Annotated in this window: 13 protein-coding genes; 7 read left to right on the forward strand and 6 right to left on the reverse strand. The window is 69.8% G+C overall.

The annotated features are described in order from the left end of the window. Positions 1-35 precede the first annotated feature (35 nt). The 7 genes from JMV16_RS11510 to JMV16_RS11540 all read left to right on the forward strand — a co-directional run bounded on the left by JMV16_RS11510 (position 36) and on the right by JMV16_RS11540 (position 5,576). On the forward strand, positions 36-1,502 hold the full coding sequence (locus JMV16_RS11510) for a glutamate synthase subunit beta (RefSeq protein ID WP_201494372.1): 1,467 nt from the start codon (positions 36-38) through the stop codon (positions 1,500-1,502). A gap of 132 nt (positions 1,503-1,634) precedes the next feature. Beyond that, positions 1,635-2,447: an ABC transporter ATP-binding protein gene (locus JMV16_RS11515; RefSeq protein ID WP_201494373.1), complete on the forward strand. Its 813-nt coding sequence runs from the start codon at positions 1,635-1,637 to the stop codon at positions 2,445-2,447. Beyond that, the gene (gene mlaE, locus JMV16_RS11520) at positions 2,444-3,223 is read left to right on the forward strand and encodes a lipid asymmetry maintenance ABC transporter permease subunit MlaE (protein ID WP_201494374.1); all 780 of its coding nucleotides are present in this window, start codon (positions 2,444-2,446) and stop codon (positions 3,221-3,223) included. Before JMV16_RS11515 ends, mlaE begins: the two co-directional genes overlap by 4 nt. A gap of 66 nt (positions 3,224-3,289) precedes the next feature. After that, positions 3,290-3,778, forward strand: coding sequence for an outer membrane lipid asymmetry maintenance protein MlaD (mlaD, locus tag JMV16_RS11525; protein WP_201494375.1), 489 nt, complete (start codon positions 3,290-3,292; stop codon positions 3,776-3,778). Continuing rightward, complete coding sequence (locus JMV16_RS11530; protein ID WP_236580463.1) at positions 3,775-4,581, forward strand: VacJ family lipoprotein; 807 nt, start codon at positions 3,775-3,777, stop codon at positions 4,579-4,581. Before mlaD ends, JMV16_RS11530 begins: the two co-directional genes overlap by 4 nt. An 81-nt stretch (positions 4,582-4,662) precedes the next feature. Continuing rightward, entirely contained in the window at positions 4,663-5,271 is a 609-nt protein-coding gene (locus tag JMV16_RS11535; RefSeq protein WP_201494376.1) for a phospholipid-binding protein MlaC, read from the forward strand. Between the two features lie 8 nt (positions 5,272-5,279). Further along, entirely contained in the window at positions 5,280-5,576 is a 297-nt protein-coding gene (locus JMV16_RS11540) for a lipid asymmetry maintenance protein MlaB (RefSeq protein WP_201494377.1), read from the forward strand. Here JMV16_RS11540 and JMV16_RS11545 read toward each other — a convergent pair. From JMV16_RS11545 to JMV16_RS11570, 6 genes are all read right to left on the reverse strand, one after another. Next, complete coding sequence (locus tag JMV16_RS11545) at positions 5,519-6,430, reverse strand: MurR/RpiR family transcriptional regulator (RefSeq protein ID WP_201494378.1); 912 nt, start codon at positions 6,428-6,430, stop codon at positions 5,519-5,521. The two genes, JMV16_RS11540 and JMV16_RS11545, sit on opposite strands and share 58 nt — an antisense overlap. A gap of 66 nt (positions 6,431-6,496) precedes the next feature. After that, positions 6,497-7,981 carry a glucose-6-phosphate dehydrogenase gene (gene zwf, locus JMV16_RS11550; RefSeq protein ID WP_201494379.1) on the reverse strand — a complete coding sequence of 495 codons (1,485 nt, stop codon included), beginning with the start codon at positions 7,979-7,981 and terminating at the stop codon, positions 6,497-6,499. A 52-nt stretch (positions 7,982-8,033) separates the two neighbouring features. Then, on the reverse strand, positions 8,034-9,191 hold the full coding sequence (locus JMV16_RS11555; RefSeq protein WP_201494380.1) for a trans-sulfuration enzyme family protein: 1,158 nt from the start codon (positions 9,189-9,191) through the stop codon (positions 8,034-8,036). Between the two features lie 50 nt (positions 9,192-9,241). Continuing rightward, the gene (locus JMV16_RS11560) at positions 9,242-10,363 is read right to left on the reverse strand and encodes a nitrous oxide reductase family maturation protein NosD (protein ID WP_201494381.1); all 1,122 of its coding nucleotides are present in this window, start codon (positions 10,361-10,363) and stop codon (positions 9,242-9,244) included. Positions 10,364-10,507: 144 nt separating this feature from the next. Next, positions 10,508-11,203, reverse strand: coding sequence for a general secretion pathway protein GspB (locus JMV16_RS11565; protein ID WP_201494382.1), 696 nt, complete (start codon positions 11,201-11,203; stop codon positions 10,508-10,510). A gap of 13 nt (positions 11,204-11,216) precedes the next feature. Further along, on the reverse strand, positions 11,217-11,532 hold a 316-nt coding region (locus tag JMV16_RS11570; protein ID WP_201494383.1), incomplete at its 5' end, for a peptidoglycan-binding domain-containing protein.

An 11,532-nucleotide genomic window follows, 5' to 3' on the forward strand; every position in this document is an offset into this window, starting at 1 on the left:
CCGCAAGCGCAAACAAGGACATCTGAGAGCACACCATGGGCAAGGTCACCGGTTTCCTCGAATACGAACGCCTCGAAGAGGGCTACGAGCCGCCGCAGGCGCGCTTGAAGACCTGGAAGGAATTCGTCATCACCCTGGCCGAAGACCAGGCCAAGGTGCAGGGTGCGCGCTGCATGGACTGCGGCACACCCTTCTGCAACAACGGCTGCCCGGTGAACAACATCATTCCGGACTTCAACGACCTGGTCTACCGCGGCGACTGGGCCAATGCCCTGACCACGCTGCACCAGACCAACAACTTCCCCGAGTTCACCGGCCGCGTCTGCCCGGCGCCCTGCGAGGCCGCCTGCACGCTCAACGTCAACGACGACGCGGTGGGCATCAAGAGCATCGAGCACGCCATCATCGACCGCGCCTGGGCCGAGGGCTGGGTGCAGCCGCAACCCGCCGCCGTCAAGACCGGCAAGAAGGTTGCCGTCGTCGGCAGCGGCCCGGCCGGCCTGGCGGCGGCCCAGCAACTGGCGCGCGCCGGCCACGAGGTGACGGTATTCGAGAAGAACAGCCGCCTCGGCGGCCTGCTGCGCTACGGCATCCCCGACTTCAAGATGGAGAAGAGCCACATCGACCGCCGCGTGGCACAGATGCAGGCTGAGGGGGTGGTCTTCCGCACCGGCGTGCTGGTGGGGGCCTGGCCGGCGGATAGCAAGGTCACCAACGACGCCAAGGAAACCATCACCGCGGATCAGCTGAAGGCCGAGTTCGACGCCGTGCTGCTGGCCGGCGGCAGCGAGACCAGCCGCGACCTGCCGGTGCCCGGGCGTGAGCTCGACGGCGTGTACTACGCGATGGAGTTCCTGCCGCAGCAAAACAAGGTCAACGCCGGCGACAAGCTCAAAGGCCAGATCAAGGCCACCGGCAAGCACGTCATCGTGATCGGCGGCGGCGACACCGGCAGCGACTGCGTCGGCACCAGCAACCGCCACGGCGCCGCCAGCGTGACGCAGTTCGAGCTGCTGCCGCAGCCGCCCATCGAAGAGAACCGCCCGCTGACCTGGCCCTACTGGCCGATCAAGCTGCGCACCAGCTCCAGCCACGACGAAGGCTGCCAGCGCGAGTTCGCGATCAGCACCAAGGAGCTGGTCGGCAGCAAGGGCCGTGTCACGGCGCTCAAGACGGTGCGCGTCGAATGGCAGGGCGGCAAGATGGTCGAGGTGGCCGGTAGCGAGCAGGAATACAAGGCCGACCTGGTGCTGCTGGCGATGGGCTTCGTGGCCCCGGTGGCCAGCGTGCTCGAGGCCTTCGGCGTCGACAAGGACGGCCGCGGCAATGCGCGCGCCGGCACTGACGATGCGGGCGGCTACGCCACCAATGTGGCCAAGGTGTTTGCCGCCGGCGACATGCGCCGCGGCCAGAGCCTGGTGGTGTGGGCCATCCGCGAAGGCCGCCAGGCGGCGCGCTCGGTGGACGAATTCCTGATGGGTGCCAGCACCCTGCCACGCTGATGAGCGCGCCCCCCACGTTCGGCACGGGGGGCTTTGCAAGGGCGACACATGCGGGTTTGCCCTTGCGTGCGAGAATAGGTCTCATCCCCGCAGGGTTACCGCTGCGGCAATTCCGCACGGATCAGTAGACGCTTGAGTTCCGAAACCCTCATCGAGATCGACCACGTCACGTTCGGCTACGACGCGAACCGCACGATCCTGTCGGACATTTCGCTGAACTTCCCGCGCGGCAAGGTCACCGCCATCCTGGGCGGATCGGGTTGCGGCAAGACCACGCTGATGCGCCTGATCGGCGGCGTCTACGCCCCCAGCAAGGGCCGCGTCGTTTTCGATGGCGAGGTCATCGACACCCACGACAAGGACCAGCTGTTCCGCCTGCGCCGCCGCCTGGGCATGCTGTTCCAGTTTGGCGCCCTCTTCACCGATCTCAGCGTCTTCGACAATGTCGCCTTTCCGCTGCGCGAACACACGGCGCTGCCCGAGGCGATGATCCGCGACATCGTGCTGATGAAGCTCAACGCGGTGGGCCTGCGCGGCGCCGCGGCGCTGCGCATCAGCGAGGTCTCGGGCGGCATGGCACGGCGCATCGCGCTGGCGCGCGCCATCGCGCTCGATCCCGAGCTGATCATGTATGACGAGCCCTTCGCTGGCCTCGACCTCATCAGCATGGGCGTGGCCGCCAAGCTCATCCGCACCCTCAACGACGTGACCGGCGCCACCTCGCTGGTGGTGAGCCACGACGTGCCGGAGTGCATGGCCATCAGCGACTACGTGGTGCTGATGGCCACCGGCGGCCGCATCGTCGCCCACGGCACGCCGCAGCAGCTGATGGAATCGCGCGACCCCGAGACGCGCCAGTTCGTGCGCGGCGAGCCCGACGGTCCGGTCAAGTTCCATTACCCGGCGCCCGAAATCGGCGCCGACTTCGGCCTCGCCCGCCCATGAACTTCCTGGCTCGCATGGGCGCGGTCGCGCTCGACCACTTCCGCGGCTGGGGCCACGCCGCCTTCTTCTTCTTCGACCTGCTGCGCGCCGTGCCGGCCTCGCTGCGCCGCTTCGGCCTCGTGGTGGCCCAGGTACACGCCATCGGCAACCGCTCGCTGGTGATCATCATGTCCTCGGGCCTGGCGGTGGGCTTCGTGCTCGCGCTGCAGATGTACTACGCCCTCGTCACCTACGGCGCCGCCGAGAGCCTGGGCCTGATCGTCAACCTGGCCCTGGTGCGCGAGCTCGGGCCGGTGGTCACCGGCCTGCTCTTCGCCGGCCGCGCCGGCACCTCGCTGACGGCCGAGATCGGCCTCATGAAGGCCGGCGAACAGCTCGCCGCGATGGAACTGATGGCCATCGACCCCAAGGCGCGCGTGCTGGCGCCGCGGCTCATCGGCGGCATCATCTCCATGCCCATCCTGGCCATCCTGTTCTCGGTCATCGGCATCCTCGGTGCCTGGGTCGTGGCGGTGCTGCTGATCGGCGTCGACGCCGGCAACTTCTGGTCCATCATGCAGACCAAGGTCGATGTCTGGCGCGATGTCGGCAACGGCATCTTCAAGTCCTGCGTCTTCGGCGTCGTGTGTACCCTGGTGGCCCTCTACCAGGGCCACGAGACCGAGGCCACGCCCGAGGGCGTGGCCTACGCCACCACGCGCACCGTGGTGATCTCTTCGCTGTGGGTGCTGGGGATGGACTTCATCCTCACGGCCCTCATGTTCTCGACACCGTGAACACCATCACCGCGGCCCGTGGCCGCCTGATCGCCATCGCGGCGTGCAACTGAACGGAGCCAGCAAGTGGGCAAAAAGGGTATCGAGACTTTGGTGGGCCTGTTCGTGCTGCTGGGCCTGGTGGGCCTGGTCTTCCTGGCCATGAAGGCGGCCAACCTGGGCAGCATGGGCGGCGGCGACACCTACACGATGCAGGCGCGCTTCGACAACATCGGCGGCCTCAAGGTGCGCGCGCCGGTGCGCACCGCGGGCGTCACGGTGGGCCGCGTCACCGGCATCGCGCTGGACAGCAAGACCTACCAGGGCGTGGTCACGATGGCCATCACCAGCAGCCACCTCTACCCCAAGGACACCTCGGCCAAGATCCTGACGGCCGGCCTGCTGGGCGACCAATACATCGGCCTCGAGCCGGGGGGCGACGACGCCAATCTGCAGCCCGGCGACACCGTGGCGCAGACGCAGTCGGCCGTGGTGCTGGAGAACCTGATCGGCCAGTTCCTCACCGACAAGGCCGGCGCCCCGGCCGGTGCTGCCTCCAATGGGGGCGGCAAGTGAGATCCGGGCTGCCCCGGCTGCGGCTTGCGCTGGCAGCGGGCCTGCTGGCCCTGCTCGGCGGCTGCGCCAGTGTGCCGGCCAATCCCACGGCCGCCAACCCGGCAGACCCCTGGGAGAACTGGAACCGCAAGGTCTACAGCTTCAATGACAAGGTCGACGAAGCCGTGCTGAAGCCGGTGGCCACCGCCTACCGCGACACCGTGCCCGAACTGGTGCGCACCGGCATTGGCAATGTGCTGGGCAATATCGGCGATGTCTGGTCTACCGCCAACCACTTCCTGCAGGGCAAGTTCCAGAGCGGCCTGGAAATGGGCATGCGCGTGCTGACCAACAGCGTCTTCGGCCTCGGTGGCCTGCTCGACCCGGCCACACCCATGGGCTTGACGCGGCGCAGCGAGGACTTCGGCCAGACCCTGGGCCGCTGGGGCGTGGGCGGCGGCCCTTTCGTGATGCTGCCGCTGCTGGGCCCTTCGACCGTGCGCGACACCGCCGGCTGGGTGGTCGACCGCCCGGCCTCACCCAGCAATCTGCCGCCCACGGCGACCGGGCGCAATTCGCTCACGGCGATCAGCGTGATCGACCTGCGCGCCAATCTGCTGTCCACCACCAAACTGCTCGACTCGGTGGCGCTGGACCGCTACTCCTTCGTGCGCGACGCCTATCTGCAGCGCCGGCTCGACCAGGTCTACGATGGCGCACCGCCGATGGAAGACTTCGGCGACGACCCTCTCGACACCCCGGCGCCGGCTGCCGCCGCGGCCTCGGCTCCCGCCCGCCCGGCGGCCAGGCCCGCCAGCCGCTGAGCCGGTGAACCGCCGGACCGGCTGGCGCGTTAAGGATTCAACGGCCGCCCGTCCCGGGCGCCGCGAGACGAAAGGAAACCCGTGCTCAAGCAATTGATCTCTGCCGCCTCCCTGGTCCTGGGCCTGCTGGCCGCGGCCCCCGCGCTGGCCGATGCCGGCGCCGAAACGCTGGTGCGACAGATCTCCACCGAGGTCATCGATACCGCCAAGGCTGACAAGGCCATCCAGGCGGGCGACCTCAACCGCATCCTCGCCCTCGTCGAAGGCAAGGTCATGCCCCACGTCAACTTCGAGGTCATGACGCGCTCGGCCGTGGGCGTGCAATGGCGCAGCGCCACGCCGGAGCAGCGCACGAAGCTGCAGACCGAGTTCAAGACCTTGCTGGTGCGCGTCTACTCCGGCGCGCTGGCCCAGGTGAAAGACCAGACCGTCGAGGTCACCAAGACGCTGCCGGTGTCGGGCAGCGCCCAGCTCGTCGTGCAGACCGAGGTGCGCGGCAAGGGCGAGCCCATCAAGCTCGACTACCGCCTCGACAAGATGGCCGATGCCTGGAAGATCATCGACGTCAACGTTGGCGGCCTCTGGCTGGTGCAGAACTACCGCTCGCAGTTCGCGCAGGAACTCACCAAGGGCGGCATCGACGGCCTCATCCACACGCTGGCCGAGCGCAACAAGGCCGCCAAGAGCTGAGCGTCGCGATGAGCAGCCTGCAACTGCCCGCCTCCGCCACGCTGGAACAGGCCGCGGCTTTGGCCGAAACCCTGCCCGAGGCCGTGGCCTCGGGCACTGGCGTGCTGAGCGTAGACGCCAGCGCGCTGCAGGCCTTCGACACCTCGACCATCGCGCTGCTGATGCAGGCGCGCCGCCTGGCGGGTGCCGCCGGGCGCGGTTTCGAACTGGTCGGCGCTCCGGCCAAGCTGGCCGAGCTGGCGCGGCTCTACGGCGTCGAGGAACTGCTGTCGCTGTCGTCGTCTTCGCGCGCCCCCGGGGCATAGCGGCGCTGGCGCAGGTTGCGCTTGATTTCCTGCAGCAGGGGCCGCAGTTGCGCCGAGCCCAGGCGCAATGCGACGCCGGTGGTCAGGATGTCGATGATCAGCAGGTGCAGCAGGCGCGACACCATGGGGCTGTAGCGGTCGGCGTCTTCCGGATGGTCGGCCGCCAGCAGCACCTGCTGGCCGCCGTGGCGCGCCTCCTGCGCCAGCGGTGAACCGCTGGCGGTGATGATGATCACGCTGGCGCCCTTGCGGCGCGCGATCTCGGCCACGTCCAGCAGGTCGCGGCTGCGGCCCGAATTGCTGATGACGACGGCGCAGTCTCCGGCCTTGAGCATGGTCGCGCTCATCACCTGCACATGGCCGTCGCTGATGGCGGCGGCGTTGACGCCGAGGCGGAAAAACTTGTGCTGGGCATCCTGCGCCACGATGCCGGAATTGCCGACACCGTAGAACTCGATGCGCTGGCCGGCGCGGCCGGTGTCGGCCAGCAGCTGGATGGCGCGCTCCACCGCCTGGGCCGAGGCCGCATTGCGGTAGCGCAGCAGCGCCGCCACCGCGTTGTCGGTGACCTTGACGACGATGTCCGCGGCCTTGTCGTCGTCGTCGACCGAGCGGTGTACGTAGGGCACGCCTTCGTTGACGTTGCCGGCCAGCTTGAGCTTGAAGTCGGCCAGGCCGTCGTAGCCCACGCTGCGGCAGAAGCGCACCACGGTGGGCTTGCTGACGTGCGAGCGGTCGGCCAGCTCCGACACCGGCAGCGTGGCAAAGCTGCGCGGGTCGGCCAGCAACAGCTTGGCCACACGCTGCTCGGCCGGCGGCAGCGCGGGAATGGAGGCACGGATGCGTTCGAGCATGATGGACGCGATGCTAGCCGCCAGAGGCCTGCCAGCGGGCAAGAACGGTAAGGCGGTGCAGCCCGTTCACTGCTCTTCGGCCCAGGCGCAGCCGTCGCGCGCCACCAGGGCGCTGGCCGCCGCAGGGCCCCAGCTGCCCGGCGCATAGGGGCGCGGGCCAGTGGGGTCGGCGGCCCAGGCGTCGAGAATGGGTTCGACCCAGCGCCAGGCCTGCTCCTGCTCGTCGCTGCGCACGAACAGGTTGAGGCGGCCGGCAATGGCATCGAGCAGCAGGCGCTCGTAGCCGCCCACGCGCTCGCTGGCAAAGGCGCGGTCGAAGTCGAGGTCCAGCGACACCGGCGACAGCAACTCGTTGCCGCCGCTGCCCTTGGCCGCCAGCAGGTGCAGCTCGAGCCCGTCCTCGGGCTGCAGCTTGATGACCAGCTTGTTGGCGCGCCCGGCGCCGCTGGAGCCCGGGAAGATGGGGTGAGGCACGGGACGGAAGTTGACGACGATCTGGGCGTCGCGCGCCGCCAGGCGCTTGCCGGTGCGCAGGTAGAAGGGCACGCCGGCCCAGCGCCAGTTCTGCACCTCGGTACGCAACGCGACGAAGGTCTCGCAGCGGCTGGAAGGCGGCACCTTGAGCTCGTCGAGATAGCCCTTGACGGCCTTGCCGTCGAAGCTGCCGGCGCGGTACTGGCCGCGCACCACGTCGCGCGCCACCGACTCGGGCGTGAAGGGGCGCAGCGATTTCAGCACCTTGAGCTTCTCGTCGCGGATGGCGTCGGCGTCGTTGCTGGACGGCGGTTCCATCGCGATCATGGTCAGCAACTGCAGCGCATGGTTCTGGATCATGTCGCGCAGCGCGCCGGTCTGGTCATAGAAGTCGCCGCGCGTGCCCACGCCGATGCTCTCGGCCAGCGTGATCTGGATGTTGGCGATGCTCTCGCGCCGCCACAGCGGTTCGAAAAGCGCATTGCCAAAGCGCAGCGCCATCAGGTTCTGCACCGCTGGCTTGCCCAGGTAGTGGTCGATGCGCAGCGCCTGCTCTTCCTTGAAGGCCGAGGCGACGACGCGGTTGATCTGCTGTGCGCTGGCAAGATCGTGGCCGAGCGGCTTTTCCAGCACTACACGCACCTCGGGCGTGTTCAGCCCGGCGGCGCCGAGCTGCTCGCAGATCACAGGAAACAGATGCGGGCTGGTGGCCAGGAACAGCACCACGGTGCCGGCTCGCTCGCCCTCGGCGCGGCCCGCCACCGCGCCCGGCGTGGCGATCCAGTCCTTGAGGCCGGCATAGTGCTCGGGCTTGGCCAGATCCATGCGGCGGTAGTGCAGCATCTGCGCAAAGGCGGCATAGGCCTCGTCGCTGGGGCGCTTGCTTTCCTCGACCTCGGTAAAGCGCTCCTTGATGAAGGCGCGGTACTCGTCGTCGCTGCGCTCGTCGCGCGCCACTGCCAGGATGCGCCCGCCGGCCGGCAGCTTGCCGTGGCGGAAGGCCTGGAACAGCGCCGGCATCAGCTTGCGCCAGGTGAGATCGCCGGTGCCGCCGAAGAGGATCAGGTCGAAGGACATGGTTGATGTAATAAAGTTACATCAACCATCATGCCCAAGTTTCAGATGCGGGTCAACCGCCGGCGTGGGCGGCGACGAGCGCCTGCTCGAGGTCGGCGATGAGATCGGCCACATGCTCGACGCCCACCGACAGGCGCAGCAGGTCGGCCGGCGCCGGCGTGCCCGCGCCCTCGACGCTGGCGCGGTGCTCGACCAGGCTCTCGACCCCGCCCAGCGAGGTGGCGCGCTTCCAGATGCGCGTCTGGGCCGCCACCGCAATGGCCGCCGCCTCGCCGCCGTACACGCGCACCGACAGCATGCCGCCAAAGCCGCCCTGCATCTGCGCCCGCGCCACGGCGTGGCCGGGGCTCGCGGCCAGGCCCGGGTAGAGCACCGCTGTCACGAGCGGATGAGTCTCGAAGTGCTCGGCGATGGCCTGCGCCGAAGCGCAGGCGGCGCGCACACGCAGGTGCAGCGTGCGCAGGCCGCGCAACAGCAGCCAGGCCTCGAAGGAGCCCAGCGTGCCGCCGAGTTGGGCGCGCACCCGGCGCACGCGCTGCCAGTGCTCGTTGTCGGCGCGCGTCACCAGGGCCCCGGCGATGAGGTCGGAATGGCCGTTGAGGTACTTGGTCGCCGCGTGCATCACGAGGTCGGCGCCCAGCGCCAGCGGCCGCGTCAGCAGCGGCGTGGCCACGGTCGAATCCACCGCCAGCAGCGCGCCAGCCGCATGCGCTGCCTGCGCCGTGGCCGCGATGTCGGTCACCGTCCACAGCGGGTTGGCCGGCGTCTCCACCCACACCAGCTTGGTGCGGCCCGGTCGCAGTGCGGCCTGCACGGCCTCGGGCGACTCCATCTCCACCAGCTCGACGTCCAGCCCCCACTGGGTGGCAAAGCCCATCAGCCAGTTGCGCAGCGACCAGTACATCACCCTGGGCGCCAACACATGGTCGCCTGGAGCCAGGGCCTGGAACACCGCCGTCGCCGCAGCCATGCCACTGGCGAAGAGCAGGGCCTGGTGGCCGCCTTCAAGCGCCTTGATCACCGCCTCGGCCTGGTCGAAGGCCGGGTTGTCGGCGCGCGCATAGACACGGCCGCTGCGGTACTGGTTGTCGGGGTCGCGCAGGTAGGTCGACGAGACGTGGACCGGCGGCGTGATCGCCCGCGTCGCTTCGTCGATCCAGCCCAGGGCCTGGGCGATGACGGTGTCGGGGTGGGCCTGCTTGGGTTCCATGGGCGGGGTGCTCGGCAGTGGTGACCGATGCTAACCCCCGGCGCCCGGCGTCAACGCTGGTAGGCCCCGGGTGCCCAGCTCGTGCGCTCGCCGGCGAGCGGGCGCATGCCGGTGGGCCATTCGAACTCGGCCTTGGGCGCGAGATCGTGGCCCTTGAACTTGCGTGGGTCGACGCCGCTGGTGCGCCACATCGAGCCCGGTGCCAGCTCGAAGGCATAGGTTTCGGCGTCGCGCAGCATGCCCAGCGTGGCCGGGCGGTTGCCTTCGAAGCTGCCTGGATTGGCCAGCGAGAACAGCCCGCCGCCGACGAGCAGGTTGTTGATGGCGATGATCTCGGTGTTCTCGGGAAGACGGTCGCCGAAAACGCGCAGAAACCAGGCCGGCATCCAGCCATAGCTGACGAAGGTGTTGTGCGACACGAGCAGGCGGTTCTGGTCCCAGGCCCGGCCCTCGGCGCCGTAGGCCACGAGCACGGGGTTCTGGCTGTCGGCACCCTGGCCGATGACATTGCCGATCACCGTGGCCAGCCCGCCATTGGCGATGTCGATCTCATAGGAGGCGCCGCCACGGCGGCCATCGTGGATGAAGTTGTAGCTGATGACGTTCTCGCGCGCCCGCGTCTTGAGCAGATGGCCTTCGAAGCCCTGCTGGAAGCGGCTGCCGCTGACCGAAAGCCTGGCGATGCGGCCGACATTGAGCAGGTGGTAGAGCCCGCCCACCACATGCGGTGCCTTGCCAAACTCGCTGTTGGCCACGGTCAGCTCGGCGCTGTCGTCGTTGGCCGCGTAGACGCCGTATTCGTTGTCCTGGAACACGCAGCCCTTGAGCAGCAGGCGGCCACCTTCCATGCGCAGGCCGGCGCCTTCGCCGTCATTGGCACGGGCCCCGAGAAAGGCGATGTTCTCCAGCGTCACCTCGCCCCCGCGCACCAGCCACAAGGCCTTGCTGGCGCCGACCTTGCCGTTGCCGACGATGCGCGGCTTCGTGCCCAGGCCGCGCAAGGTGAGCTTGCGGTTCTCGAGCACCAGGCCGGGGCTGTAGTCGCCCGGCATCAGCTCGATGGTGTCGCCGTCCTGGGCCTGGGCCAACGCGTCGACCAGCGAGCGCGGCTCACCCTTGGGGCCCACCACCCAGGTCTCGGCGCCGACGGCCTGCGCCAGCAGCAGCAGCACGGCGCCACAGCACGCGCGCCAGCCCTTCGCAACAGTCCCTGACTTCATCGATGGGGTCGCCTCTTGAACACCGCCCGAGTATCGCCGCAAGGCCTGGGGCAGCCGAGGCGCGCCCCCGTGGCTGCGGGGGTACACAAGGCCCCGCTAGAGCGGCAGCTCGATGCGGAGTTCACGCCAGCGCAGCACCGCCGCACGCTGTGAGATGCGTTCAAGCGTTAGGCCGGGCGCCAGCACGTCGCCCTCGTGGACGACCTGGCCGTTGACGATGATGAAGCGCTGGGCCGCGCTCTCCGACCAGATCGAGCCACCCAGCACCAGGGGTGGCAGCTCGCGGCGCTGCTCGGCGCTGAGCGCGGCCAGGGGAACGGCGGCCGGTGAGGCCCGCGAGCCCGCAGGTGCTGGCGCCGGGACAGGCGCAACGGCGGGCACCGTGGCGACGGGTGACGCGGGCGCCGCCACCGGCGCCGGCGCCATCACGGGGACCGGCTTCGGGGCCGCCGAGGCCGGCGCTGGGGCCGGCGCTAGAGACGGCGCCGGCGCCGACACCACGAGGGGGAAGGGCGCGGGTGCCGCCACCGCACGGGCCGGGGGCGGGGCCGGCACTGCGGCGGCCTGGTCGCGCACCGGCGGCTTGTGAGGCGGCACGGTGGCCGGCGCCGCCAGCCACCACCAGGCCAGCGCCGCGGCCGCCAGCACGGCCCCGGCAGCCAGCGCCACCGGCACCAGGCGGCGCGGTGGCTCGGGCTCTTCGGCCAGCACGGGCTGGGCGCCAAGGCCCGGCACCTGGCCGCGCAGGCGCTCGGCATCGGCGCGGCGCAGGGCATCGAGGATGTAGGACATGGGGTTCTTTTCTTCAGCGCGCAGCGCGGTCGTCGAGGCGGGGCTCGTCGACAGCGCCCACACGGTTGAGCAGCATCAGCGTCATCGGGCCTGCCACACCGTCGGGCGGCAGGCCCTGCACCAGCTGGAAGGCGGCGATGCGCTCGCGCAGGCGGCGGCCGCTGCTGCCGGGGTCGGCGCGGTCGAGCTGGCGCGCGATCCAGTCGCGCGTCTCGGCCGGCGGCTCGGCGCCCGGGCGCCAGCCGGGCGGCGTGCGCCACAGGGTGGCGTAGTCGCCGCGCCAGGTGGCCGCCAGCGCCGGCAGCGTCAGGACGAAGCGGCGGCCGCCG

The sequence above is a fragment of the Rubrivivax sp. A210 genome (assembly GCF_904426505.1).
GTDB lineage: Bacteria > Pseudomonadota > Gammaproteobacteria > Burkholderiales > Burkholderiaceae_C > Rubrivivax.

What these genes read in the sequence shown, in the direction of transcription:
- JMV16_RS11540 (WP_201494377.1), top strand. Translation starts at nt 5,280, where the DNA reads ATGAGCAGCCTGCAACTGCCCGCCTCCGCCACGCTGGAACAGGCCGCG.
- JMV16_RS11555 (WP_201494380.1), bottom strand. Translation starts at nt 9,191, where the DNA reads ATGGAACCCAAGCAGGCCCACCCCGACACCGTCATCGCCCAGGCCCTG.
- mlaE (WP_201494374.1), top strand. Translation starts at nt 2,444, where the DNA reads ATGAACTTCCTGGCTCGCATGGGCGCGGTCGCGCTCGACCACTTCCGC.
- JMV16_RS11545 (WP_201494378.1), bottom strand. Translation starts at nt 6,430, where the DNA reads ATGCTCGAACGCATCCGTGCCTCCATTCCCGCGCTGCCGCCGGCCGAG.
- JMV16_RS11510 (WP_201494372.1), top strand. Translation starts at nt 36, where the DNA reads ATGGGCAAGGTCACCGGTTTCCTCGAATACGAACGCCTCGAAGAGGGC.
- zwf (WP_201494379.1), bottom strand. Translation starts at nt 7,981, where the DNA reads ATGTCCTTCGACCTGATCCTCTTCGGCGGCACCGGCGATCTCACCTGG.
- JMV16_RS11565 (WP_201494382.1), bottom strand. Translation starts at nt 11,203, where the DNA reads ATGTCCTACATCCTCGATGCCCTGCGCCGCGCCGATGCCGAGCGCCTG.